Genomic DNA, 23,945 nt, shown 5'->3' on the forward strand with positions numbered 1-23,945 from the left:
TTGCCGCTCTCACACGGGTTCCGGCTGGCGTTCCCGCCGTGCGGCGTCCGGGTCCGGCTTCCGGGACAGCGCCCCCGGCCACCACACGCGCCTCCCCAGGGCCACGCTCGCGCTCGTCACCAGATACGTACGGACGAGGAAGGTGTCCAGCAGCACCCCGACCGCGATCACGAACCCCAGTTCGACCATCGGCACCAGCCCCATGTTCGTCAGCACCGCGAAGGTCGCCGCGAGGACGAGCCCGGCGGAGGCGATGACCCCGCCCGTGGTGCGCAGCGCGGTGAGGGCCGCCGCCTCCGGTTCGGCGCCCTTCAACGCCTCCTCGCGCATCCGGTGCATCAGGAAGATGCCGTAGTCGACGCCCAGCGCGACCAGGAACACGAAGGACAGCAGCCCGAGCCCGGGATCGATGCCCGCGAAGCCGAACAGCGGCCCGAACACCAGTCCGCCGAGGCCGAGCGAGGCGCCCCACACCGCGACCACGGCGACCACCAGCATCAGCGGCGCGACGAGCGAGCGCAGCAGCACGACGAGGATCAGCAGCACGGACAGCAGCACGAGCGGTACGACCACCCACTGGTCACGGGAGTTGGTGTCGACCAGGTCGAGCTGCTGGGCGCTCGGCCCGCCGACGTACGAGCCCGTCAGCCCGTCCCGCAGGCGCTCGATGGTCGCGGTCTCGGCGGCCGACTGGGGCGCGTCCTTCGCGAAGACGGTGATCTCGGTCCAGCCGCCTCCCGTACGTCCCTTCTGCGCGTCGCCGATCCCGTCCGTGCCCCTGATCGTGGTGAGCGTCGCGTCCGCCCGGCCCGCCGGGGTGATGACGCTGATGGGCTGGGTGCCCTGGTCGGGGTAGGCCTCGGCCAGGGTCCGCATCGCGGTCACCGCCTCCGGCCGGTCGACGAAGGAGTCCTCCTGCTTGACCGGTCCGGGCAGGTTCAGCGCGCCCAGCGCGAGCCCGCCGAGCAGTACGGCCCCGCTCGCCAGGACCACCAGGGGCCTGCGCCCGGCCGAACTCCCCATCGCGGCGAACAGCGAGCGGCGGCGCACCTTGGGCGTGCTGCCGTACGCGGGGACGAGCGGCCAGAACACCCGGCGGCCCAGGAGGACGAGGATCGCGGGGAGCAGGGTGAGCATCGCGACCAGCGCGCAGAGCACGCCGACCGTGCCCAACGGGCCCATGCTGCGGCTGGAGTTGAGGTCGGCGGCGAGCAGGCACAGCACTCCGGCGGCGACCGTGCCGGAGGAGGCGAGGACCGCGGGGCCGCAGCCGCGCAGGGCGGCGAGCATCGCGTCGTACGGCCGCTCGACCTTCCGTAGTTCCTCGCGGTAGCGGGAGACCAGGAGGAGGGCGTAGTCCGTGCCCGCGCCGAAGACGAGGATCGTCATGATGCCCGAACTCTGGCCCGAAACCGTGGTCCCGAAGGCCTGGTTGAGGCCGTAGGCGACGCCCATCGACAGGAAGTCGGCGACGCCCGCGACGATCAGCGGCACCAGCCACAGCACCGGGCTGCGGTAGATGAGGATCAACAGGACGGCGACGACCGCGACGGTGGTGTAGAGCAGGGGTCCGCCGAGCGAGTCGTAGACCTCGGAGGCGTCGGTGGCGAGTGCTCCGGGGCCGCCGACCTCGGCGGTCAACCCGCCCTCGGCGCCGACGACTTCGCGTATGTCGTGGACGAGGGCGTCGCGCTTCTTCTCGTCGGTGCCGGGCTCGTTGCTGCTCACCGGGTACATCAGGGTGGTGCCGTCGGCGGACGGTACGCCCTGCGGGGCGGCCGTCAGGACGTGTTCGCCGGCGATCCGGTCGACCTGTGCGGCGGCCGTCCGCTGGTCGGCGGGGGTGAGTCCGCCGTCGCGGTGGTAGACGAGGACCAGCTGGGTGGTCTCGCCACCGGGCAACTGGTCCTCGATCCGGGCGACTTGGGTCGAGTCGGCGTTGGCGGGCAGATAGTCGGTGATCCGGTCGTGCTGCACCTCGGAGAGCTTCGCCGCGAACGGCCCCACGATCGCGAGCACCCCGACCCACAGCCCGAGCACGAGCCAGGGCACGGCTCGTCGGCGCCGGGCGGCACCCTTCACTGTCCTTGCGGCCCCCATGGACCCTTTGGCCCCCATGTCGAGGCCCTCCCCTCGTCCGGACTTCTGGCTGACGCCACTTCTTGATGACGTTCACCAGAATTCCGTCGCCCGGGGGCCGATTCGTCGCGCGGGAGGGCGAGTTCGGGAGTACTACCAGGGGTGACCCGGAGGCGGTGTTACTCCCCGGGGAGTAGGCACGGGCAGGCGGGGCACCCGGAGTTCACCCTTCGAGAGGAACGAATTCCATGCTTGCCATAGGCGCCGCAGTCCTTTTCTTCATCGCGTTCCTGATCAACGCCGCCGAGATGTCGACGAACGACGTCTTCACCTCGACCAACGTCATGCTGCTCGGCCTGCTGGTCCTGGCCCTGCACGTCGCGGGCGTCGGGAGCGGCTGGTCCGGCCGCAGCCGCAGGCGCTGACGTCAGCCCCTACAGCCCCTACAGCCCCTACAGCCCCTCAGGAAGGCGTACGCGCCGCCGCCAGCAGCCGTGTCACATCGTCCCCGCAGATCGTCAGCGCCGCCCCCACCGTGGCCAGCACGTCACGTTCGGCCGGGGTGTAGGGGCCGTCGGCCAGGGCGATGCGGGCGCCCTGGAGCAGGATCGATTCGCGGCCGGGGGCGGCCAGGTGCGGGGCCAGGGGGTCCAGCGCCTCGTGGAGTTCTATGGCGAGGCCGGGGCCGCACGGCGGGCCGAAGAGACGGCCCGTGTCGGCGGCCAGGGCCTCCACCAGGGCCGCCAGCTGGTCCTCCGTACAGTCGTCGAAGCCGGCCGCGCGGACGCCCGTCACCGCCGTCTCCAGGGCGTGCCTGGCGTGCGTGCCGCCGGCGGCGAGGACCGCGAGGGCGACCGTGTGGACGGCGTCGCGGAGCATCGCGGAGAAACGGGTCGTGGTGGGGTGGTCGAGAACGTCCGTGCCGAAGTGGCGCTGGCAGGCCGCGCATTCGACGACCGGGCCGGTCTCGCCGCGCGGCAGGATCGGTACGCCGAGCAGGGTGAAGCGGCGACGGCCGGTCAGGCGCTGGTAGTTGCGGTCCCCGCCGCAGCCGGGGCAGAAGAACTCGCCGTCGCCGACGCCGGTCCAGACCGTGCGGGAGCCCAGGACGCGTGCTGTCCGGCCCTTGCGCACGACGCGTACGCCACGACCGTCTCGACTGCCTCGTCCCTGTCCTGGGAGCACGTCGCACCTCCGGTAGCTACCCCCCACTGCCTGTTGCGGGCGCGGGAGGTACCCCCACCGGCAACACTGCCGCGCTGGCGTGATGTTAGCCACATTGTTGATGCGGAGTCAGTACCCAGGACCGGACCTGCCCAGGGCCCGCCCCCGGTTTGGCCGGTAAACGACGGCCGCCCCGCCCGCCACGAAGGGCGGACGGGGCGGTAAACCAACCGGTCAGGTGAGTCAGCGGCCCGCGCGGTTGACGGCGGAGACGACCGCCTTCAGGGAGGCGCGGGTCGTGTTGGCGTCGATGCCGATGCCCCACAGGACCTTGTCGCCGATGGCGACCTCGATGTAGGAGGCGGCCTGCGCGGAGGCGCCCTCGCTCATCGTGTGCTCGGTGTAGTCCAGCAGCCGCGCGTCGATGTCCAGGCCCTGCAGCGCGTGGAAGAACGCCGAGATCGGGCCGTTGCCCGTGCCCACCAGGGTGGTCTCGACGCCGTCCACCTCGGCCTCGACGGTGAGGGTGTCCACGCCGTCCTTGTCGGTGGTCGACTGGCCGGTGCTGACCTGGATGCGGCCCCAGGGGTTCTGGGGGTTGGGCAGGTACTCGTCCTGGAAGACGGCCCAGATGTCCTTCCCGGTGACCTCGCCGCCCTCGGCGTCGGTCTTCGCCTGGATGATCTTCGAGAACTCGATCTGCATCCGGCGCGGCAGGTCCAGCTTGTGGTCGTTCTTCAGGACGTACGCGATTCCGCCCTTGCCCGACTGCGAGTTGACCCGGATGACGGCCTCGTAGGAGCGGCCGACGTCCTTCGGGTCGATCGGCAGATACGGGACCGCCCACTCGATGTCGTCGACCGTGACGCCCTTGGCTGCGGCGTCGGCCTCCATCGCGTCGAAGCCCTTCTTGATGGCGTCCTGGTGGGAGCCGGAGAAGGACGTGTAGACCAGGTCGCCCACGTACGGGTGGCGCGGGTGGACCTCCATCTGGTTGCAGTACTCCCAGACCCGGCGGATCTCGTCGATGTCGGAGAAGTCGATCTGCGGGTCGACGCCCTGCGAGAACAGGTTCATGCCCAGGGTGACCAGGTCGACGTTGCCGGTGCGCTCGCCCTGGCCGAACAGACAGCCCTCGACGCGGTCGGCGCCCGCCATCAGGGCCAGTTCGGCGGCGGCGACGGCCGTACCGCGGTCGTTGTGCGGGTGGATGGACAGGACGACGTGCTCACGGCGGGTCAGGTTGCGGCCCATCCACTCGAAGCGGTCCGCGTGCGTCGACGGGGTCGAACGCTCCACCGTGGCGGGCAGGTTGAGGATGATCTCGCGGCCCGGGGCGGGCTGCCAGACGTCCATGACCGCCTCGCAGACCTCCAGGGCGAAGTCCAGCTCGGTGTCCGTGAAGATCTCGGGCGAGTACTGGTACCCGAACTCGGTCTCCGGGCCCAGCAGTTTCTCGGCGTACTCCATGACCAGCCGCGTGCCGTCGACGGCGATCTGCTTGATCTGGTCCTTGGAGCCGCGGAAGACGACCCGGCGGAAGACGGGCGCCGTCGCGTTGTACAGATGCACGTTGGCGCGCTTGGCGCCCTTCAGGGACTCCACGGTCCGCTCGATCAGGTCCTCGCGGGCCTGGGTCAGTACGGAGATGGTGACGTCGTCGGGGATGACCCCCGGCTCCTCGATGATGGAGCGCACGAAGTCGAAGTCGGTCTGTCCCGAGGCCGGGAAGCCGACCTCGATCTCCTTGTAGCCCATCTTGACCAGCTGGTCGAACATCCGGCGCTTGCGCTCGGGCGACATCGGGTCGATCAGGGACTGGTTGCCGTCGCGCAGGTCGGTGGAGAGCCAGCGGGGGGCGACGGTGATCCGGTTGTCCGGCCAGGTGCGGTCGGGGATGTCGACCTGCTCGTACGCGCCGTACTTGTGGACCGGCATGGAACTGGGCTGCTGGCGATTGGCGCGGCTGTGGCTGGTTGCCATGATGCGTGGGCTCCTCGTGGTGTCCTGAAGGACGGCCGACGGCGCAACGCCAGACTCCGCGGGGAGGGGGTCGGCCTCGACTTACAGGCCCTCGCCGCGGCAGCTAAGGAGGAGCAGCCCGATACGCATGGTGCTCCGCACTGTAGCCGAGCCGCGCCGGGGGCGCGGGCCTGTATCACTATGCGGGACTGCCAGTATGCGGGAGCCGGTGAACAAAAGGGGTAAAAAGGTGTGCCATACCACTCTGTCGCTGAACGATGGGCTCCTTATCCCGGTATTTCACCAATCATGGTTGCGGGTAGTGACAGCCGTATGACTCGGTGCAAAGGTGCCGGGCATGACGACCAACGGGGGCTTTGAGCCCGTCTTCTGCACGATCATCCCGCCGCACGTCCTCGACAAGGTGGCCCAGGCCGACGACCCGGTGCTCGCCGGTCCCGCCCGCCGCACCCTGGAGCACGACGCGTACCAGCGCACCCACCGCCGGCTGACCACCGTCCTCGGCGCACCCGCCGTCGCCGCGTCCCTGGCCGACGAGAAACCGCTGCGGTCCATCTACGACGCCGAGCACCGCCAGAGCCTGCCCGGCACGCTCGTCCGCTCCGAGGGCTCCGACCCGGGCCAGGACGCCACCGTGAACCGCGCCTACGCCGGTCTCGGCGCCACCTTCGACCTCTTCCTGAAGGTGTACGGCCGCAACTCGATCAACGGCGAGGGCCTGCCGCTGGACGCGACCGTCCACTTCGACGAGGACTACGGCAACGCCTTCTGGAACGGCGAGCAGATGGTGTTCGGCGACGGCGACGGCGAGATCTTCCTCGACTTCACCCTCCCGATCGACGTCATCGGCCACGAGCTGACCCACGGCGTCACGCAGTACACCGCGAACCTCACCTACTTCGGCCAGCCGGGCGCGCTCAACGAGTCCATGTCGGACGTCTTCGGCTCGCTCATCAAGCAGTACTCCCTCGGCCAGTCCGCCGACCAGGCCGACTGGCTGATCGGCGCGGGCCTGCTCGCTCCGCGCGTCACCGGCGTCGCCCTGCGCTCGATGAAGGCCCCGGGCACGGCGTACGACGACGACGTGCTCGGCAAGGACCCGCAGCCCGCGACGATGGACGACTATGTCCGCACCGGGCGCGACAACGGCGGCGTCCACATCAACAGCGGCATCCCCAACCACGCCTTCTACCTCGCGGCCACCACCCTCGGCGGCAGCGCCTGGGAGAAGGCCGGGCAGATCTGGTACGACGTGCTGACCGGCGGCGAGCTGTACGCGCAGGCCAGTTTCGCGGACTTCGCCAGGCTGACGGTGGCGGCGGCCAGGGACCGCTTCAACGACGGCGAGGAACTCCAGGCCGTACTGAAGGCGTGGGAGCAGGTCGGGGTCCCGACCCGGTAGGCCTCACGGGCGCTTTCGTACTAGGAATGAGCCATGCGTATTCAGGTACGACGCACAGGCGGGTTCGCGGGCATCGAGCGGCGTGCCCAGGTGGACACCTCGGGTCGCCCCGACGCCCACGAGTGGCACGCCCTGGCCGAGCGGGCGGTCTCCGCCGGCCGGGGCGCCCGCCCGACCGGGGTGCCGGACGGCTTCAGCTACGAACTCACGGTGGACGGGAAGACGGTGTACTGCGCCGACCCCCGGCTCACCGAGGAGCAACGCAAGCTGATCTCAAGGGTGTTGAAGGAGGGGGCGTAAGGGGCGTAACGGGTGTCGGGGCCACTGTCGGATGGCGTGAAACCGCTTGTTCACTCTTGGCCGTTGACACCCCTTACCCCCGGTACCCATGATCCGGCGCATGGCGACCAACCCGATACCCCAGTTCCCGGCCGGCTTCCTGTGGGGAGTGTCCACCTCGGCGCACCAGATCGAGGGGGCCGTGGACCAGCGCGAGGCCTCCGTGTGGGACGCCTTCACCGCCGAGCCCGGGCGCGTGAAGGACGGCTCCACGGCGGCGGTGGCCTGCGACCACTTCCACCGCTACCCCGAGGACGTGGCCCTGCTGGCCGGCCTCGGCGTGGACGCGTACCGCTTCTCGATCTCCTGGCCGCGGGTGATCTCCCCCGGCGGCCTGGACTTCTACGACCGGCTGGTGGACGAGCTGCTCGCGGCGGGCGTACGGCCCGTCCCGACCCTCTTCCACTGGGATCTGCCGGTCGCTTTTCAGGAGGAGGGCGGCTGGCTGGAGCGGGACACCGCCGCGCGTTTCGCGGAGTACGTCACGGTCGTCGCGGACCGCCTCGGTGACCGCGTGAAGAAGTGGATCACGATCAACGAGCCCGCCGAACACACCCTGTTCGGCCACGCGTTGGGCGCCCACGCACCGGGCAAGCAGCTGATGTTCGACGCCCTGCCCGCCGCCCACCACCAACTCCTGGGCCACGGCCTGGCGGTACGGGCCCTGCGCGCCGCCGGTGCCACGGACATCGGGATCGCCAACTCGCACGGTCCGACCTGGCCGGCGACACAGGAACCGGCGGACCTGGAGGCGGCCGGGTTCTACGACCTGCTCCTCAACCGGCTGTTCGCCGACCCGATCCTGCTGGGCGAATACCCGGACGGCCTGGGCGAGTTGATGCCTGGTGACGTGGAGTCGGACCTCAAGATCATCGGGGAGCCGCTCGACTTCTACGGCGTCAACTACTACTCGCCGACCAAGGTGGGAGCGCCGCAGGGCGCCGACATCGAGTTCGGCGGACTGACGATCCCGGCCGAACTCCCCTTCTCCGTCCAGGAGATCGAGGGCGTCCCGGTGACGGACTTCGGCTGGCCCGTCGTACCGGAGGGTCTGACGGAGCTGCTCACCACCTTCCGGGACCGTTACGGCGACCGGCTGCCGCCCGTCGTCATCACCGAGAACGGCTGCTCGTACGAGGGCCTCGACGACCAGGAGCGGATCGCCTACCTGGACGGCCATGTCCGGGCGCTGCACCGGGCGGTGGAGGCGGGCGTGGACGTACGCGGCTACTTCGTGTGGTCGCTGCTGGACAACTTCGAGTGGGCGGAGGGGTATGCGCGGCGGTTCGGGCTGGTGCACGTGGACTTCGACAACCCTGAGACCCTCACCCGGACGCCCAAGGCGTCCTACGCCTGGTTCCGGGACCTGCTGCGAGCGCAGAGATGACTGAGACCTCCCCTTCGACGGGCTCCCCGGATTCCCCGAACTCCCCGGGCGCACTGGGCTCTTCGGATTCCCCGCACGCCCTCGCCGAGCCCGTCGAGCGGGTCGGGCGGGGGTGGACCGCCTCGCTCTCGCTCGCCAACGGGGCTATCTGGGTGGGGTGGTTCGGGCCGCTGCAGATCCTGCTCGCTTCCCAGGCCGAGGACTTCGCGCCCGGCACCGGAATGTCGAAGGAGACCCTGCTGGCATGGGTGGCGGGGGCCGGTGCCCTGGTGTCGCTGGCGGCGAACCCGGTCTTCGGCGCGCTGTCGGACCGTACGACGTCGCGGTGGGGGCGCCGTACGCCGTGGATCGTGGCCGGGGCGGCGGGCGGGGCGGTGTCGTTGCTGCTGCTCGCGGGGGCCGGTGGGCTGTGGACGATGGTGGCGGGATGGTGCCTGGTCCAGCTGACGCTGAACGCGGCCTTCGCCGCCATCACGGCCGCCGTGCCCGACCGGGTACCACGGCTCCAACGCGGCGCCGTGGGCGGCTGGTTGGGCGCGGCGCAGATCCTGGGGGTGGTCGGCGGTACGGGGCTGGCGACGGCGGCCGGAGGTGTGGGCGCCGGGTACGCGGCGTGCGCGGCGTTCACGCTGCTGGGTGTGCTGCCGTACGTGCTGCGGCACCGGGATCTGCGACTGGAGGTCACGGACCGGCCGGTGTGGTCGTGGCGGAGCTTCCTCGCCGGGTTCTGGCTGAGCCCGCGCCGCTATCCGGACCTCGGGTGGGCCTGGCTGACCAGGTTCCTGATCAATCTCAGCAACGCGCTGGTGCTGCTGTACCTGCTCTACTACCTGCGCGACCGCCTGGACTACTCCGACCCCGAGGGCGGTGTCCTGATCCTGACCGCCGTGAACGGCGTGACGCTGCTCGCCACGGTCGTCGTCGGCGGGGCCTGGTCGGACCGGGTGGGGCGGCGCAAACCGTTCGTGATCTGGTCGGGCGTACTGATGGCGGCGGCGACGGCGCTGCTGGCCGGGTGGCAGACCTGGCCCGGGGCGATCGTCGCGGCGGCGCTCCTCGGGATCGGCTTCGGGGTGTTCACGTCGGTCGACTTCGCCCTGATGACGGACGTACTGCCGAAGGCGGGGGACCGGGGCAAGGACCTGGGCGTCATCAACGTGGCCAACGCCCTGCCCCAGGTCGCGGCACCCGCCCTCGCCGCGCCGATCGTCACCTACCTGGGCGGCTACCGGATGCTGTATCTGGTGGCGGCGGTGATCGGGTTGGCGGGGGCGTTGCTGGTGCGGCGGATCAGGGGGGTCGACTGATCGGACGGGACTGACGGAACTGACGGGACTGATCAGAGGGGTCGCCCGGGCGGCCCGCTCACAGGGCTCCGGCGGCCCGGGCCGACCAGACCGTGGGGTGGAGCGGGCGGAAGCCCAGGTCCCGGCGGACCCGTTCGGTGGACATGATCCCGAACCACGGGTCGGGGTCGGTGCGGTCGTGGGCCTCGGCGGGCATCTCGACCCCGTTGAGGCGGTGCAGTTCGAGCGCCGTGACGGGGGCGTCGTCGGCGATGTTGTACATGCGGCCCGCGACTCCGGGCGCGTGCAGGAGGCGCAGCAGGCCCTGGGCGACGTCCGCGTGGTGGGCCATCTGGAGCCGCTGGGCCGGCGCCCAGTTCGCGGCCCACATCAGGGACTGGGCGAGGTGCGGGTCGCCCTCGCCGTAGACGAAGGGGAGACGGGCGACGCGTACGTCCATGCCCTGGCCCTCGCCGCCCAGGGCGAGCAGTTCGCGTTCGGCCGCCGCCTTCGACTCGGTGTACGCGCCCCACATCACGCCGCCGGGCCGGCTCTCGTCCTCCTCGACCAGCGGGCGGCCCCGGCCGGTGCCGTACACCAGCCCCGTGCTGACCTGCACGAAGCGTCGTACGCCCGCCGCCAGCGCCGCCCGGCCCAGCTCCACCGCCGCGTCGCGGTTGACGGCCCACGCGTCCTCGTCCGGGACCCCGCGGAAGGAGGCGGCGACGTTCACGACCGCGTCCACTCCGGCGACCGCCTTGCCGAGCGCCTCCGCGTCCCGCAGGTCCCCGAGGACGACCTCGGCGCCCAGCTCGGCGAACGGTTCGGCGCGGGCCTGGTCGCGCACCAGGATCCGGGTCCGCTCCCCCGGGCGGTTCTGTGCGAGCAGCCTGGGCAGGAAGCGCCGGCCGACCTGTCCTGTCGTGCCTGTCACCAGTGTCAGCATGATCTTCTCCTCGGGTGGTCCGGTGTCGCTCGGTGCCATCACCCTCGGGTGCGGTCGCCGGGTGCGGGAGAGACCCGTCGATCGGGGGACCGGCGGTCCCTGGATAAGCCGGGCGGACGGCGGCACCCTGGAGGGGTGAACGTGAACCGTCCCGAACTCGCCGACTTCCTGCGCCGCGGCCGGGCCCGGCTCGGCCCGTCCGACGTGGGCCTGGTGGCGGGCGCGCGCCGCCGTACGCCGGGGCTGCGGCGCGAGGAGGTGGCCCAGCTGACGGGGATGTCGGTGGACTACTACACCCGCCTGGAACAGGCCAGGGGCCCGCACCCGTCCCGCCAGATGCTGACGGCACTGGCCCGCTCACTGCGCCTGACGGAGGACGAACGGGACCACCTGTTCCACCTGGCGGGCGAGGAACCGCCGCGTCGCGGCAGCCCCTCCCGGCATGTGAGCCCCGGTCTGCTGCTGGTCCTGGACCGGCTGCACGACACCCCGGCGATGGTGGTGAGCGACTGCGGCGAGATTCTGGCCCAGAACGCGATGTCGAGCGCCCTGGCCGGCGACGCCGCCGCCCGCCCACCGCGCGAGCGCAACCTGGTCCGGCGCTTCTTCCTCGACCCGGCGGCCCGGAAGATCTGTCCCCCGGAGGACGTGCCCGACCACGCGCGCGCCCACGTGGCGAACCTGCGGGCGGTGACGGCAGCCCGCCCCGACGACCCGGAACCGGCGGCGCTGGTGGCCGAACTGCGGTCCGCCAGCGAGGAGTTCGCGTCCCTGTGGACGGCCCATGAGGTCGCGGTGCGCCGCCGCGCGACGAAGCGGTTCCTGCACCCGGTGGTCGGGCTCCTGGAACTGGACTGCGAGGTCCTGACGAACCAGAACGACCACCACATGCTCATCGTCCACTCGGCCCGGCCGGGGACGGGGTCGTACGAGCGGCTGCGGTTGTTGGGGGTGGTGGGGGTGGCGGGGGTGACTGCAGGGGTTTCCTCGCCCCCGCCGCCCCTACCCGTTCCCATCCTTCTGGGGGCTGCGCCCCCAGACCCCCCGCAATCGCGCTGAACGCGCTCGTCCTCAAACGCCGGACGGGCTGAGAGGCCCCGACCCGGGCTGGTAGGAGGCAGTAAACGGGCGGGTGGGCGGGAAAAATAGACCTGGACGCGCACGCCCTCAAGTGCTCGAACGCCGGGCAGGTTGAGGTACCCGGACCTGTGCTGAACAGATGCCGTAAACGGGCGGGTGGGTGGGTAGGAAAGTCCTCAAACTCCGGGCGGCGCGAACATCGTCACCACCAGCTGGGACTCCGCGTCCGTGAGGTGGTGCGCCGGGGTCGCCCGGGGCCAGGGTGATGCGGACCGATCTCGCCTCGGCGCCCGCCGGGATCAGGGCGGCAGCCGCCGGCAGCGTCGTGATGATCTCGATGCCCGGGGGCAGGTGCGTGTGCTCGGTGGTCATGTGTTCGTTCCTCCAAACAGGGACTGTCCGGAGTAAGGACAGGGCTGCCTCCCTGTTTGTGACAGCGGGCCGTACGCCCGCTCAGAAGCCCAGCTTGCGCAGCTGCCTCGGGTCCCGCTGCCAGTCCTTCGCCACCTTCACATGCAGGTCCAGGAAGACCGGCGTACCGAGCAACGCCTCGATCTGCTTCCTGCTCTTGATGCCGACCTGCTTCAGCCGCTGCCCCTTCGGGCCGATGATGATGCCCTTCTGGCTGGGCCGCTCGATGTAGACGAACGCGTGGATGTCGAGGAGGGGCTTGTCCGCCGGGCGGTCCTCGCGCGGGATCATCTCCTCGACCACGACCGCGATCGAGTGGGGCAGCTCGTCGCGTACGCCCTCCAGGGCCGCCTCGCGGATCAGCTCCGCGATCATGACCTGCTCGGGCTCGTCCGTGAGGTCGCCCTCCGGGTAGAGCGCCGGGCCCTCGGGGAGGAGCGGGACAAGCAGGTCGGCCAGCAGGTCCACCTGCTTGTCGGCGACCGCCGACACCGGCACGATCTCCGCCCACTCGAAGCCCAGCTCGCGCCCGAGCTGGTCGATCGCGATGAGCTGCTCGGCCAGCGCCTTGCCCTCGACCAGGTCGGTCTTCGTCACGATCGCGATCTTCGGCGTCTTCTTGATCGCCGCCAGTTCCTTCGCGATGAAACGGTCACCGGGGCCGAGCTTCTCGTTCGCCGGGAGGCAGAAACCGATGACGTCGACCTCGGCCCAGGTCGTGCGGACCACGTCGTTCAGGCGTTCGCCCAGCAGCGTGCGCGGCTTGTGCAGGCCGGGGGTGTCCACCAGGATCAGCTGCGCGTCCGGGCGGTGCACGATCCCCCGTACCGTGTGCCGGGTCGTCTGCGGCTGGTCGGCGGTGATCGCCACCTTCTGGCCGACCAGAGCGTTCGTAAGGGTGGACTTGCCCGCATTCGGGCGGCCCACGAAGCAGGCGAAGCCGGCGCGGTGCGCGGCCGATGCCTTCGACGGCACGGACGGCTCGGACGGCTCGGATGACGGGGTACGAACGCTCATGTGGCCCATTGTCCCTGATCCACGGACACCCGCCGTACGCCGAGCCCCCGACCGGGCCCCGGACGCCCCGGGAACACACCCGGCCTCGGCCTTACGGCACACGCCGGGACGGGCATACGATCACGGCGTCCCGGGCCACGGAGCCCCGGTCCCGTCCGCCGTTTCCCCTCCCGCACAGCGTCCCTCCGCGCAGAAGGTCAAGAGCCAGGAATGAAGCTCATCACCGCGATCGTCAAGCCGTACCGCCTCGACGAGGTCAAGACCGCGCTCCAGGAACTCGGGGTGCACGGCCTGACCGTCACCGAGGCCAGTGGGTACGGCCGTCAGCGCGGGCACACCGAGGTGTACCGCGGCGCCGAGTACCAGGTCGACCTCGTCCCCAAGGTCCGTATCGAGGTCGTCGTGGACGACGGGGAGGCCGAGGCCGCGATCGAGGCGATCGTCAGGGCGGCCCGCACCGGCAAGATCGGCGACGGCAAGGTGTGGTCGCTGCCGGTCGACACGGTGGTGCGGGTGCGGACGGGTGAGCGTGGGCCCGACGCGCTCTGAAGCGCGCGTCGTTCTGAGCCTGGCGCTCAACCGGACGTGCCACTGGATGTCATTGGTTCGCTCTCGCGCCGTTGTGGCTGGTCGCGCCCCGCGGCGGAGCCGCCTATGGACACCGCCCCGCGCCCCTTTGGGGCGCTCCCCTTTCGGGGCGCGTTTCTGCGGGCCCTGATCAGGAGTGCCGTCCCCACCGCGGCGAACACTCCCAGCAGCACCGCCATCAGCCACGGCAGGGCGAAGAAGGACACGCTCGCCGATTCCCGGGTGTCCTTGGCCGTTGCCGTCAACGTGACGTCGCCCCAGTCGAGTTGGGGGGCGCCGTGCCAGGGCTCGGTGAGGCTGACCCGTTGGCCCGGCAGCAGTTCGGAGGGGAGGCCGGTGAGGTCGCGGGACAGCAGCGTACGGCCGAACAGGCCCTGTGCGCGCAGTTCCACCCGGGGGTCGAGGGTGACGTTGCCGGTGTTGTGGAGGGTGTACGAGATCGTCGCGCTGCTGTCGCCGAGGCCCGGGACGAGGGGCTGGTCGTGGGTGATGCGGACGTTCTCGACTGCGATGGCGGAGACGGCCGGGCCGCTCACCCGGAGGTAGATCCGCGCGCCGACCGCCCGCCGCACCCCGAGGGCCAGTGAGCCGTCGCCCGCGGCGATCCGTTCGTCGAGGGCGACCAACGCGCCCACGTGGTCGCCGGGTTCGGCCCCTTCGGGGACCCGGAGGGTGAAGGGTACGGTGACCGACTTGCGCGGCGGCACGGTGACCCGGGACTTCGCGGGCCGCGCCCACGCGCCGACCCCGCGCTGCTTCTCGTCGAGGGTGCGGACCGCGAACCCGCCGTCGCGGGCGGTGTTGTAGGCGTCGGCGGCGTACAGCCGGAAGGTGAGCGGCTGGTCCGTCTTGTTGGCGACGGTGACCTTGTCCTCGACTGCCGTGCCGGGATCGGCGGAGAGGTAGAAGTACGGGCGCTGCGCCACCGCGGAGGCGGTCGGGAACACCGACCAGCTGCCGTTGTCGGCGGCGCGGGCGGGCACGGGCGTCAGGAGTGACGCGCCGAGCACCGCCATCAGGAGGAGTGCGAGGGTGGTGAGGAAGGCGTACGGTCTACGGCTCATCGTTTGCGACATGGGTGCGGACCCCCGCGGACGGGACGGCCGGACGGTCGGGCGGGTGCGCGCCCGGCCACCGGATGACGAACAGCCGTTCAGGCGAACGTTGTTCAGGTGAGCGTGAGAGTGAGTACGCCCGAGTACGTGCCCGGCGGGGTGAACGCCGGTACGTTCAGCGACAGTCCGGCGTCGACGGTGAACTCACCGCCGGTGAGCGTGCCGTCGGGTGCGGAGGCCAGGGTGGCTCCCGAAGTCCCCACGGCACCGGCGGAACCGGCCTTGCAGGTGCTGGGGCTGCCTGCCTTGGTGGCGCAGGCCGGGGTCCAACTCAGCTTGCCCGCCTCGATCTTGGCGCCGGGACCGGTGAAGTCGGTGACCTTGCCCGTCAGAGACCAGCCCGCGGGGCCGCCGCGGAAGTCCTTGACGGTCACCGTCTGCAGAGCCCCGGTGGAGGCCCCGCCGCTGCCGAAGTCGACCGCCGACAGCTGGACGGCGTCCCCGGCCTGGGTCATGGACAGCGTGCCCGCCTTGACGGTGGTCGTGAGCTTCTGGCTGCCGTCGGGGATGGGCGTGTCGTCGATGACGACGTAGGCGGCGGGCGGGGAGCCCTTGGTGTCGCTCCACGCACTGCCCTCGTACGCCACGACCCCGGTCGTCGTCTTGTCGTTGACGGCGAGGGTGCCGCTGAAGGCGCCCGCGGAGTCGGCGGTCACCGTCGCGGAGTCGGCGGTCTGGGTGGCCCCGGACCGTCCCGCGAGGGTGACCGTGGCGCCGGGGGTGAAGTTGGCGCCGTTCACGGTGACCCCGGCCCCGGGTGCTCCGGAGGCCGAACCCAGCGTGATGGCACGGGTGTTGGTCTGGGTCCCGTCCGTCGCCGTGATCGTCTCGGAGACGGGCGCCGGCGGGGTCAGGAGTGTGCACGGGGTGTCCAGCTCAAGGATGTAGCTGGTGTGGATGTTGTAGTCGCCGGGCGAGAGGGTGATCGCGCCGGGCGAGGTGACGGTGAAGGTGCCGGTCATCGAGAACGGCGGGAACGCGCCCTTGCCGGGCACGGGGTCGTTCTTCTTGGGCCCCGCGACGGTGATGTCCCCGGTCTGTGCCCCGCCCAGGGTGACCTTTCCGGTGGGCGTCATGATGTCGGCGGGCAGCGCCAGGTCGGTCGGGTTGCTCGCGGCCGGCTTGACCACCGTGTACGTCACGGTGACGGTGTCGCCGACCTTGGGCGCGGTGTTGTCCACCGTGATCTGTCCGGTGGTGGTGCCGTCGATCGGCGGGATGCCCGCGATCGGCGGCGGCACACAGTGCGTGCCGTAGTCCACGGCGGCGGACGCCGTGCTGAGCGCGCCGGCCGGGACGGCCAGCGCACCGCCCGTGGTGACCGCGAGTGCGGTCGCCCCGAGCAGCGCGGCCCAGCGTCGTCTTCGGCCGGTCGTGCCCATGGTTGCCATGTTGGCCATGGTTGCCCCCTCTGAGGGATGCGGGCGCAGCGGCTCGTCTGCGCCGACAGGGGGCCATTGATGAGCAGGTTGAGCGAGAAGTCAATGCAATCTCGCCAAATAACGGCGAACGGTGGAAAGTGAACTGACGGTCCATCAGTTCGCTGTGACGGCCAATCAGTTCGCTGTCGGGCGCCCGTGTGTTCCCGGTCGGGAACGGCCGGCGTCCGCCGCGAAGCGGAGGACGCCGGCCGCCGGGTGGAACGGTGCGGGGAGGCGGACCGTCACTCGTAGACGAACGGTCCCGGTGACTGGTTACCGGTCGGGGTGCAGTTCACGGTGATGCCGAAGAGCACCAGCTTGAGAGTGCCGCCGCCCGCTTCCAGGCTGTCGCCGGAGGCGACGGTGCCGGTCAGCGGGCCGACGGTGACCGTGGCACCGGTGGCCGTGGCCGGGTTCTTGGTGCCGGTGAAGGCGGTGGTCCCGCCGCTCGCGTTCGCCAGGGTCAGCGTCGAGGCGATCGAGTCGGCCGCGAGGGGGAGCGGCGCGGTGATGCTCGAACTGACCGTGATGGTGGCCGAGGTGCCGTCCTGAGTGGCGGTGAGCACGGTCGCTCCGCCGCCGAACAGACCGCAACTGTAGGTGACCGTCGCGGAGGTGGGGGCTACTGCCGCGGCGACCGGCGCGAACGCCAGTCCGGTGGTGGCGACCGAGCCCGCCACCAGTACCGCACCGATTCCGAACCGTCTGCGGGCAGACGGGCGTGCTGACTTGCTGATCATCGATCGGATTCCCTTCCCTGGTACGGGAATTGCCATGTGGGGAATTGCGATGTGGGGGGTCGACGGGCGGGTGCGGTCGCCGCGGGGCGGGTGCGGGGCGCCGCGCGGTGGAATCTGACGGTCCGTCGGAAGAACGGGTTCCATTGATGCGTGGGTTGCTCGCGATTGCAAGAGATGCTCTGCGTGTTCTTCCATCGGGACAGCGAAAGTGGCCGAAGACCTACCCTCTTTCGGCCACCCCGGCTCACTTCACCCGGCTCACTTCACCCGGCTCGCCTCAGCCGGCGGCCACCGTCGAGCGCACCACTCCGTCCGGCGCGGCCACGTGCACGGGGGTCGCCGGGCCGCCCAGGTCCCGTACGGCCGCCAGGTCCTCGGCCGGGACACCGTCCGCGTCCGTCACGACCGCCGCCGCCTCCAGGGACCGCGCCCCGGACGCCACCGCCATCGCCACCGCGGTCCGCAGCGCGCTCAGCCGCAGCGAGTCGAGGGCGACGGTGCCCGCGACATACGTACGCCCGGTCTCGTCCCGTACGGCCGCCCCCTCGGGGACGCCGTTGCGGGCGCGGGCGGAGCGGGCGAGGGTGACGATCTTGCGGTCCTCGGGGTCGAGGCCGGGCGCGTTGCTGTCGGTCATGCCACGAGCATACTTAGGGGTTTGTCCCGTCCCGGGGGCTCATGCAACAAGGAAGTCACACAAGAACAGGTATCAGGCACGGGCGATCAGGGCATGACCCAGGAACCGCGAGCCATGAGGAGGCGTTAATGAACCGCCAGACCCGCATCCGCGTCACCCGTCGGCCCAGCGCTCCTTCCCCCCGCGACCTCCCCATCGACCGCAGGACCCCCTCGGGCCGCATCCTGCCGTACTGACCGGAGCAGAGCAGGCTTCAGGGCCGGTCGAGCCGCAACCGCTCCGCGCGCGGCAGACCGGCCACCACCAGGTCGTACGAGTCCTCGATCAGCTCGCGCACGAGCCGATCGGCCAGCTCCCCGTCGACCGTCACGGTGTTCCAGTGCCGTTTGTTCATGTGATATCCGGGGATGATCAGCCCCGGGTGCTCGGCCCGCAGCCGGATCGCGTCCTCCGGCCCGCACTTCAGGTTCACCTTCAGGGGCAGGTTGTCGATCCAGGAGAGGGCGAACATCTTGCCCAGCACCTTGAAGACGGAGATCTCCGGACTGAACGGGAAGTCCTCCACGGCGGAGTTGAAGGACAGACAGAAGTCACGCAGCTCCTGCGGAGTCACGCGCCCTCCCCCTCTTTCGCGTCCTTCTCGTCCTCCGGCGCCCCGGCCTGGTCGGCGGGCTCGACGAGCACGGTCACGATCTTGTTCCGACGGCCGGCGGCGGCCTCCGCGGTGAGCCGCAGCCCGCGCCCGTCGGGCAGTTCGACAACGGCCGAGGCACCGGCGATGGGCACCCGCCCGAGCGCCTTGGCGAGCAGCCCGCCGACCGTCTCCACGTCCTCGTCGTCGTACTCCTCAAGCCCGTACAGCTCGCCGAGGTCGGTGATGTCGAGGCGGGCCGTGACGCGGTGCCGTTCGTCGCCCAGCTGCTCCACGGGCGGGAGTTCGCGGTCGTACTCGTCGGTGATCTCGCCGACGATCTCCTCCAGGATGTCCTCGATCGTGACGATCCCGGCCGTGCCGCCGTACTCGTCGATGACGACGGCGACGTGGTTGCGGTCGCGCTGCATCTCGCGGAGCAGATCACCGGCGTTCTTCGTGTCGGGCACGAAGGCGGCGGGCCGCATCGCGGTCGACACCAGCTCGCTCTCGGCGTCCCGGCTGATGTGCGTCTTGCGGACCAGGTCCTTGAGATACACGATCCCGACGACGTCGTCCTCGTTCTCCCCGGTGACCGGGATGCGCGAGAACCCGGAGCGCAGGGCGAGGGTGAGGGCCTGCCGGATGGTCTTGTACCGCTCGATGACGACCAGGTCGGTCCGCGGGACCATGACCTCGCGTACGAGGGTGTCGCCCAGCTCGAACACGGAGTGCACCATGCGGCGCTCGTCGTCCTCGATGAGGGACTCGGCCTCGGCGAGGTCGACCAGCGCGCGCAGCTCGGCCTCGGAGGCGAACGGGCCACGCCGGAAGCCCTTGCCGGGCGTGAGGGCGTTACCGATGAGGATGAGGAGAGAAGGGATCGGCCCCATGATCCGGGCGAGCGGCAGGAGCACGTACGCAGCCGCGGTGGCCGTGTTGAGCGGATGCTGCCGCCCGATGGTCCGCGGCGAGACCCCGACGGCGACATAAGACACGAGCACCATCACACCGATGGCGACGGCGAGGGCCTGCCAGGTCTTGTCGAACTCCCGCAGACAGGCGTACGTGACGAGCGCGGCGGCGGCCATCTCGCAGGCCACGCGCACCAGGAGCGCCACGTTGAGATAGCGGGTCGGATCGGCGGCGACCTGGGCCAACTTGGCACTGCCGCGCCGACCGCTCCGTACGGCCTCCTCGGCACGGAAGCTGGAGACGCGCGCGAGGCCCGCCTCCGCGCAGGCGGCGAGCCAGGCGACGACGACCAGCGCTATGGCACCGGTGACGAGTTGGGGGTTCATGACACGGTCGGGGCGGGCGACGGACCGGTCATCCCGCGCTCACCGCGCCAGCCGTCGACGATGGCGGCCTGGAGGCCGAACATCTCGGCCTTCTCGTCCGCCTCCTCGTGGTCGTACCCGAGGAGGTGCAGCACGCCGTGGACGGTGAGGAGTTGGAGCTCCTCGTCCATGGAGTGCTGCGTCTCGGCCTCCTTGCCCTGCCGCTCGGCGACCTCGGGACAGAGCACGATGTCACCGAGCAGCCCCTGCGGCGGCTCGGCGTCGTCCTTCGACGGCGGACGCAGCTCGTCCATCGGGAAGGACATGACGTCGGTCGGACCGGGCAGGTCCATCCACTGGATGTGCAACTGCTCCATGGCGTCGGCGTCCACGACGATCACCGAGAGTTCGGAGAGCGGGTGGATGCGCATCCGCGCGAGCGCGTAGCGGGCGATGTCGAGGATCGCCTGCTCGTCGACCTCGGTTCCGGACTCGTTGTTGACGTCGATCGACATGGTGCTGGTTTGTCTACTTCCGCTTGTCCCGGGCGCCCTTGTGGGTGCCGTTCTCCGTACCGTTCTCGCTGTCGTACTTCTCGTACGCGTCGACGATACGGCCGACCAGCTTGTGCCGGACGACATCCTGGGAGGTGAGCCGCGAGAAGTGGACGTCGTCCAGCCCTTCGAGGATCTCCTGCACCTGCCGCAGCCCGGACTTGGTCCCGGACGGCAGGTCGACCTGCGTCACGTCACCCGTGATGACGATCTTCGACTCGAAGCCGAGGCGGGTCAGGAACATCTTCATCTGCTCGGGGGAGGTGTTCTGGGCCTCGTCCAGGATGATGAAAGCATCATTAAGGGTGCGACCACGCATATAAGCCAGCGGCGCCACCTCGATCGTCCCCGAAGCCATCAGCTTCGGGATCGAGTCCGGGTCGAGCATGTCGTGCAGCGCGTCGTACAGCGGGCGCAGATACGGGTCGATCTTGTCGTAGAGCGTGCCCGGGAGGAAGCCGAGGCGCTCGCCCGCCTCCACCGCCGGGCGGGTCAGGATGATGCGGCTGACCTGCTTGGCCTGGAGGGCCTGGACCGCCTTCGCCATCGCCAGGTAGGTCTTGCCGGTGCCCGCCGGGCCGATGCCGAAGACGATGGTGTGCTTGTCGATGGCGTCGACGTAGCGCTTCTGGTTGAGGGTCTTGGGGCGGATCGTGCGGCCCCGCGAGGACAGGATGTTCTGGGTGAGGACGTCGGCCGGGGTCTCCTGGCCGTCCGCCTCGCCGTTCCCGCTCGCTCTGAGCATGGCGATCGAGCGTTCCACCGCGTCCTCCGTCATCGGCTGTCCGGTGCGGAGCACCAGCATCATCTCGTCGAACAGCCGCTGGACGAGGGCGACCTCGACCGCCTCGCCAACGGCGTTGACTTCATTGCCCCGGACATGGATGTCGACCGCCGGGAAGGCCTTCTCGATCACTCGCAGGAGGGCGTCACCCGAACCCAGCAGGGACACCATGGGGTGCGTGGCGGGGACGGTGAACTGCGCTCGTGCCTGCCCCCGTGCGGGGGGCTGAGCTGTGGGTGTCTGAGTCATGGGCCGGCTCGTAGGCCTGCACGACCTCCTCGATGAGGCTCGCTTACCACGTGGGTAGCCTTCCGCTCCCAGGGTACGTCGGTGCACTGACAACGCCGAAGGGGTTTTGACTCACGGTCCGGTGACACCCCGGTGCGCTCACGCCGGTGCGCTCACGCCGATCTGCCGAAGCCGATCGTCGGGACCGCCCGCCGCAGCGGCCAGGGGCGTGGTCTCGCCGTCCGGGGCACCAGGTCCGCCAGGAAGGCGTACCGGCGCAGCGCCTCCGGGTCCTGGTGCTCGTACGACTGGATCTCGCGCCACCAGGCGCCGATCTCGGACCAGCCGGGGGCGGAGAGCGAGCCGCCGAAGTCCTGGACGGAGAGGGCGGCGGTGAGGCCGGCGAAGGCGAGGCGGTCGGCGAGCGGCCAGTCGGCGAGGGTGCCGGTGACGAAGCCCGCGACGAAGACGTCGCCCGCGCCTGTCGGGTCGAGGGCCTCGACGGCGATCGCGGGCACCTCGGCAGTCTCGCCGGTGCGTCCGTCCACGGCGTACGCGCCGTCGGCGCCGAGGGTGACGACGGCGAGCGGTACGTGGTCAGTGAGGGCGCGGGCGGCCTTGCGGGGGCAGTCGGTGCGGGTGTAGCGCATCGCCTCGTCGGCGTTGGGCAGGAAGGCCTCGCAGTGCTCCAGGTCGGCGAGGCCCGCGAGGTCCCAGCGGCCGGTGTCGTCCCAGCCGACGTCGGCGAAGATCCGGGCGCCCTTGTGGGCGGCCTGGGCGATCCAGGGGGCGCGGACGCCCGGGGTGAGGGAGGCGACGGCGGCTCTGGCGTGCGGCGGGCACTCCGGGGCCGGTTCCTCCGGGGGCGGCTCGTGGCCGTGGGAGACCATCGTGCGCTCGCCCTCGTACGCCATCGAGACGGTGACCGGGGAGTGCCAGCCGGGGACCGTGCGTGACGTGGAGAGGTCGATGCGCTCGCCCTGTTCGAGGGCGTCCCAGCAGTACTCGCCGTAGTGGTCGTCGCCGAAGGCGGCGGCGAGGGACGTCTTCAGGCCGAGCCGGGCGAGCGCGGTGGCCATGTTGGCGACGCCGCCGGGGCTGGAGCCCATGCCGCGCGCCCAGGACTCCGTGCCCCGCACCGGGGCCGAGTCGAGCCCGGTGAAGATGATGTCGAGGAAGACGGTGCCGGTCAGATACACGTCCCACGGCGGATCGTCGGGCGCGCGCAGGGCGGCCAAGGGGTCGACCTGGGCCTGGCGGTCGGAAGATCCCTCTCCGGTGGACGCGGTGGACGCGATCACGGTGCGCTCCCTGACGACGGTGCGGATCAGGCCAGTCTGCACCACCCCACTGACAGCGGCCCGTCACTCCGCCCCGGCCACTCCGGGGGCGCACACGAATACCCCGCCTCTCCCACCCCAAACACCGAAGTGCCCCACATCACACCCACCCGGCTCCCCTCCCCCGCCCGCCGCTTGATACAAATTGCCCGCGCGTTCCTGTCCGTCGACGGTCGTCGCCCCACCCCGCATCGAGCCGCCACACCCGCTCGCAGAGCCGTCGTCCCCGCTCGCCGGGCCGCCACATCAGCCTGTCGAGCCGTCACACCCGCTCCGCCGAGCCGTCACATTCGCTTTCGCACGCCCAGGAACGCCCGTGTTCTCCCCCCGCTCCACCATGCCCTGGCCCCTCATCGCCCTCTTCACGGCCGGGTACCTGGCGCCGTACCTCCTGCCCACCACCGTCGGCAGACTGGACGCGTATCTCCCGCTGAGTCCCACGCAGGCCGGTGCCATCGGCAGTGCGCTGCTGCTGAGTTCGGCGTCGGCGGGCTTTCTGCTCGCCTCCCGGGTCGACCGGGTCGGCCCCCGCGCTCTCGCCCGTACCGGCCTGGTCCTCGCGGCCCTCGGGTACGGCGCCGCCGCCCTCACCACCAGCCTGTACGCCGTGATCGTCGGCGCCGTGGTCGGCGGTTTCGGGTCCGGTACGGCCACCACGGTCGCCGCCACCGGGATCGCCGGCCGTCCCGACCCGCACCGCACGACCACCCTGGGCCTGCTGGGCGTCTCCGCGCTCGCGGGCGTCGTCTATCTGACGGTCCCGCACCTCGGCCCGGGCCACGGCCTCCCGCTGATCGCACTGGCCCTGACGGCAGTCGCCGTATGGCCGCTGACGGCCGCGCTCCCCGGACGGAACGGCCGGTCGGCGAGGGACCTGCAGGCGACCGCCATGCCGCCGACCTGCACCCCGCTCCCCCGCCCGCGCGCGGGAGTGGTCCTCGCCGTCACGATGGCCTGCTGGTCCCTCGCGCAGAACTCCCTCTGGGGTGTCAGCGGCCGGATCGGGCTCACCCAGGCCGGGCTCTCCGAGGCGACGGTCGGCGCGGTGTTCGCCGTGGCGCTCGGGGCGGGGCTGCTCGGGGTCGTCGGGGCGGGCGCGCTCGGCACGCGGCTGGGCCGGGCGCTGCCGATCGGCGCCGGTACGGCGGTCATCGCGGCCTGCATCGTGCTGAGCGCCTCCGCGACCGACCTGACGTCCTTCGCGGCCGGCGAGATCGCCTGGAACACGCTGTACCCGATCGTGCTGTCGTACGTCATCGGCCTGGCCGCCGCGCTGGATCCGCGCGGCCGTTGGGCGGTGCTGGTCGGCTCGGGGTCCTCGCTGGGCACGGCGTGCGGCCCGCTGACCGGCAGTCTGCTTTCGGCGCACGCGGGCTTCCCGGCGATGGGCGCGGTGCTGGCCGTCGGCCTGCTGCTGATCGCGGTCCCGATGACGGCCGTGGCGCTGCGCACGCCGTCCCCGTCCCGCGCGCTGAGGCTCACCACGGTCAAGGCCACCGAGCAGTACCGCCCGGTGGCCTGACCGGCACGGAC

The 23,945-nt window shown here is 71.0% G+C and carries 22 protein-coding genes; 8 read left to right on the forward strand and 14 right to left on the reverse strand.

Going from position 1 to position 23,945, the window contains the following annotated elements; translation table 11 throughout:
• Positions 1 to 9 precede the first annotated feature (9 nt).
• Entirely contained in the window at positions 10 to 2,100 is a 2,091-nt protein-coding gene (locus CW359_RS22405; RefSeq protein ID WP_105971857.1) for an MMPL family transporter, read from the reverse strand.
• Between the two features lie 227 nt (positions 2,101 to 2,327).
• On the opposite strand from CW359_RS22405, the gene CW359_RS22410 reads away from it, so the two are divergent.
• The gene (locus CW359_RS22410) at positions 2,328 to 2,504 is read left to right on the forward strand and encodes a hypothetical protein (RefSeq protein WP_105971858.1); all 177 of its coding nucleotides are present in this window, start codon (positions 2,328 to 2,330) and stop codon (positions 2,502 to 2,504) included.
• Between the two features lie 37 nt (positions 2,505 to 2,541).
• On the opposite strand, the gene CW359_RS22415 is transcribed toward CW359_RS22410, so the two are convergent.
• Both CW359_RS22415 and leuA read right to left on the reverse strand, forming a co-directional pair.
• Positions 2,542 to 3,264 carry a tellurite resistance TerB family protein gene (locus CW359_RS22415; RefSeq protein ID WP_408647506.1) on the reverse strand — a complete coding sequence of 241 codons (723 nt, stop codon included), beginning with the start codon at positions 3,262 to 3,264 and terminating at the stop codon, positions 2,542 to 2,544.
• A gap of 222 nt (positions 3,265 to 3,486) precedes the next feature.
• On the reverse strand, positions 3,487 to 5,226 hold the full coding sequence (leuA, locus tag CW359_RS22420; protein ID WP_105971860.1) for a 2-isopropylmalate synthase: 1,740 nt from the start codon (positions 5,224 to 5,226) through the stop codon (positions 3,487 to 3,489).
• A gap of 337 nt (positions 5,227 to 5,563) precedes the next feature.
• On the opposite strand from leuA, the gene CW359_RS22425 reads away from it, so the two are divergent.
• From CW359_RS22425 to CW359_RS22440, 4 genes are all read left to right on the forward strand, one after another.
• Positions 5,564 to 6,628 (forward strand): M4 family metallopeptidase, encoded by a 1,065-nt coding sequence (locus CW359_RS22425; RefSeq protein WP_105971861.1) that lies wholly within the window; start codon positions 5,564 to 5,566, stop codon positions 6,626 to 6,628.
• Between the two features lie 33 nt (positions 6,629 to 6,661).
• Positions 6,662 to 6,928, forward strand: a complete 267-nt coding sequence (locus CW359_RS22430; protein ID WP_105971862.1) for a protealysin inhibitor emfourin — start codon at positions 6,662 to 6,664, stop codon at positions 6,926 to 6,928.
• Between the two features lie 88 nt (positions 6,929 to 7,016).
• On the forward strand, positions 7,017 to 8,354 hold the full coding sequence (locus tag CW359_RS22435; protein WP_408647507.1) for a GH1 family beta-glucosidase: 1,338 nt from the start codon (positions 7,017 to 7,019) through the stop codon (positions 8,352 to 8,354).
• On the forward strand, positions 8,351 to 9,661 hold the full coding sequence (locus CW359_RS22440) for an MFS transporter (protein ID WP_232838531.1): 1,311 nt from the start codon (positions 8,351 to 8,353) through the stop codon (positions 9,659 to 9,661). The genes CW359_RS22435 and CW359_RS22440 overlap by 4 nt, the downstream gene beginning before the upstream one ends.
• 58 nt (positions 9,662 to 9,719) lie before the next feature.
• On the opposite strand, the gene CW359_RS22445 is transcribed toward CW359_RS22440, so the two are convergent.
• The gene (locus CW359_RS22445; RefSeq protein WP_105971895.1) at positions 9,720 to 10,586 is read right to left on the reverse strand and encodes an NAD-dependent epimerase/dehydratase family protein; all 867 of its coding nucleotides are present in this window, start codon (positions 10,584 to 10,586) and stop codon (positions 9,720 to 9,722) included.
• A 141-nt stretch (positions 10,587 to 10,727) separates the two neighbouring features.
• Between CW359_RS22445 and CW359_RS22450 the strand changes: the two genes are divergently transcribed.
• Positions 10,728 to 11,645: a helix-turn-helix transcriptional regulator gene (locus tag CW359_RS22450; RefSeq protein ID WP_105971896.1), complete on the forward strand. Its 918-nt coding sequence runs from the start codon at positions 10,728 to 10,730 to the stop codon at positions 11,643 to 11,645.
• Between the two features lie 474 nt (positions 11,646 to 12,119).
• Here the strand turns inward: CW359_RS22450 and era are convergent, their stop codons facing one another.
• Positions 12,120 to 13,103 (reverse strand): GTPase Era, encoded by a 984-nt coding sequence (era, locus tag CW359_RS22460; protein ID WP_198655334.1) that lies wholly within the window; start codon positions 13,101 to 13,103, stop codon positions 12,120 to 12,122.
• A gap of 201 nt (positions 13,104 to 13,304) precedes the next feature.
• Here era and CW359_RS22465 point away from each other — a divergent pair, with 201 nt between their 5' ends.
• Entirely contained in the window at positions 13,305 to 13,643 is a 339-nt protein-coding gene (locus CW359_RS22465) for a P-II family nitrogen regulator (protein ID WP_105971864.1), read from the forward strand.
• A 26-nt stretch (positions 13,644 to 13,669) separates the two neighbouring features.
• Here CW359_RS22465 and CW359_RS22470 read toward each other — a convergent pair whose 3' ends face one another.
• The 9 genes from CW359_RS22470 to CW359_RS22510 form a co-directional block, all read right to left on the reverse strand.
• Positions 13,670 to 14,746 (reverse strand): WxL protein peptidoglycan domain-containing protein, encoded by a 1,077-nt coding sequence (locus CW359_RS22470; protein WP_198655335.1) that lies wholly within the window; start codon positions 14,744 to 14,746, stop codon positions 13,670 to 13,672.
• 104 nt (positions 14,747 to 14,850) lie between these two features.
• Positions 14,851 to 16,179: a WxL domain-containing protein gene (locus CW359_RS22475; protein ID WP_105971898.1), complete on the reverse strand. Its 1,329-nt coding sequence runs from the start codon at positions 16,177 to 16,179 to the stop codon at positions 14,851 to 14,853.
• Between the two features lie 281 nt (positions 16,180 to 16,460).
• Entirely contained in the window at positions 16,461 to 16,958 is a 498-nt protein-coding gene (locus CW359_RS22480; protein WP_105971866.1) for a hypothetical protein, read from the reverse strand.
• 277 nt (positions 16,959 to 17,235) lie between these two features.
• On the reverse strand, positions 17,236 to 17,595 hold the full coding sequence (locus CW359_RS22485) for a cytidine deaminase (protein WP_105971867.1): 360 nt from the start codon (positions 17,593 to 17,595) through the stop codon (positions 17,236 to 17,238).
• 253 nt (positions 17,596 to 17,848) lie between these two features.
• A complete protein-coding gene (locus tag CW359_RS22490) occupies positions 17,849 to 18,208 on the reverse strand; it encodes an MmcQ/YjbR family DNA-binding protein (RefSeq protein WP_105971868.1) in 360 nt (119 codons plus the stop codon).
• Positions 18,205 to 19,527 carry a hemolysin family protein gene (locus tag CW359_RS22495; RefSeq protein WP_105971869.1) on the reverse strand — a complete coding sequence of 441 codons (1,323 nt, stop codon included), beginning with the start codon at positions 19,525 to 19,527 and terminating at the stop codon, positions 18,205 to 18,207. Before CW359_RS22495 ends, CW359_RS22490 begins: the two co-directional genes overlap by 4 nt.
• Complete coding sequence (gene ybeY / locus CW359_RS22500) at positions 19,524 to 20,021, reverse strand: rRNA maturation RNase YbeY (protein ID WP_105971870.1); 498 nt, start codon at positions 20,019 to 20,021, stop codon at positions 19,524 to 19,526. Before ybeY ends, CW359_RS22495 begins: the two co-directional genes overlap by 4 nt.
• A gap of 13 nt (positions 20,022 to 20,034) precedes the next feature.
• Positions 20,035 to 21,093, reverse strand: coding sequence for a PhoH family protein (locus CW359_RS22505; RefSeq protein WP_105971871.1), 1,059 nt, complete (start codon positions 21,091 to 21,093; stop codon positions 20,035 to 20,037).
• A 152-nt stretch (positions 21,094 to 21,245) separates the two neighbouring features.
• The gene (locus CW359_RS22510) at positions 21,246 to 22,373 is read right to left on the reverse strand and encodes a carbohydrate kinase family protein (RefSeq protein WP_105971899.1); all 1,128 of its coding nucleotides are present in this window, start codon (positions 22,371 to 22,373) and stop codon (positions 21,246 to 21,248) included.
• A gap of 355 nt (positions 22,374 to 22,728) precedes the next feature.
• Here CW359_RS22510 and CW359_RS22515 point away from each other — a divergent pair, with 355 nt between their 5' ends.
• Positions 22,729 to 23,934, forward strand: a complete 1,206-nt coding sequence (locus tag CW359_RS22515; RefSeq protein WP_232838532.1) for an MFS transporter — start codon at positions 22,729 to 22,731, stop codon at positions 23,932 to 23,934.
• Positions 23,935 to 23,945: the final 11 nt, after the last annotated feature.

Origin of the sequence: Streptomyces geranii (assembly GCF_002954775.1) — a bacterium.
GTDB lineage: Bacteria > Actinomycetota > Actinomycetes > Streptomycetales > Streptomycetaceae > Streptomyces > Streptomyces geranii.

What these genes read in the sequence shown, in the direction of transcription:
- CW359_RS22405 (WP_105971857.1), bottom strand. Translation starts at nt 2,100, where the DNA reads ATGGGGGCCGCAAGGACAGTGAAGGGTGCCGCCCGGCGCCGACGAGCC.
- CW359_RS22410 (WP_105971858.1), top strand. Translation starts at nt 2,328, where the DNA reads ATGCTTGCCATAGGCGCCGCAGTCCTTTTCTTCATCGCGTTCCTGATC.
- leuA (WP_105971860.1), bottom strand. Translation starts at nt 5,226, where the DNA reads ATGGCAACCAGCCACAGCCGCGCCAATCGCCAGCAGCCCAGTTCCATG.
- CW359_RS22425 (WP_105971861.1), top strand. Translation starts at nt 5,564, where the DNA reads ATGACGACCAACGGGGGCTTTGAGCCCGTCTTCTGCACGATCATCCCG.
- CW359_RS22430 (WP_105971862.1), top strand. Translation starts at nt 6,662, where the DNA reads ATGCGTATTCAGGTACGACGCACAGGCGGGTTCGCGGGCATCGAGCGG.
- CW359_RS22435 (WP_408647507.1), top strand. Translation starts at nt 7,017, where the DNA reads ATGATCCGGCGCATGGCGACCAACCCGATACCCCAGTTCCCGGCCGGC.
- CW359_RS22440 (WP_232838531.1), top strand. Translation starts at nt 8,351, where the DNA reads ATGACTGAGACCTCCCCTTCGACGGGCTCCCCGGATTCCCCGAACTCC.
- CW359_RS22445 (WP_105971895.1), bottom strand. Translation starts at nt 10,586, where the DNA reads ATGCTGACACTGGTGACAGGCACGACAGGACAGGTCGGCCGGCGCTTC.
- era (WP_198655334.1), bottom strand. Translation starts at nt 13,103, where the DNA reads ATGGGCCACATGAGCGTTCGTACCCCGTCATCCGAGCCGTCCGAGCCG.
- CW359_RS22465 (WP_105971864.1), top strand. Translation starts at nt 13,305, where the DNA reads ATGAAGCTCATCACCGCGATCGTCAAGCCGTACCGCCTCGACGAGGTC.
- CW359_RS22470 (WP_198655335.1), bottom strand. Translation starts at nt 14,746, where the DNA reads ATGAGCCGTAGACCGTACGCCTTCCTCACCACCCTCGCACTCCTCCTG.
- CW359_RS22475 (WP_105971898.1), bottom strand. Translation starts at nt 16,179, where the DNA reads ATGGGCACGACCGGCCGAAGACGACGCTGGGCCGCGCTGCTCGGGGCG.
- CW359_RS22480 (WP_105971866.1), bottom strand. Translation starts at nt 16,958, where the DNA reads ATGATCAGCAAGTCAGCACGCCCGTCTGCCCGCAGACGGTTCGGAATC.
- CW359_RS22485 (WP_105971867.1), bottom strand. Translation starts at nt 17,595, where the DNA reads ATGACCGACAGCAACGCGCCCGGCCTCGACCCCGAGGACCGCAAGATC.
- CW359_RS22495 (WP_105971869.1), bottom strand. Translation starts at nt 19,527, where the DNA reads ATGAACCCCCAACTCGTCACCGGTGCCATAGCGCTGGTCGTCGTCGCC.
- ybeY (WP_105971870.1), bottom strand. Translation starts at nt 20,021, where the DNA reads ATGTCGATCGACGTCAACAACGAGTCCGGAACCGAGGTCGACGAGCAG.
- CW359_RS22505 (WP_105971871.1), bottom strand. Translation starts at nt 21,093, where the DNA reads ATGACTCAGACACCCACAGCTCAGCCCCCCGCACGGGGGCAGGCACGA.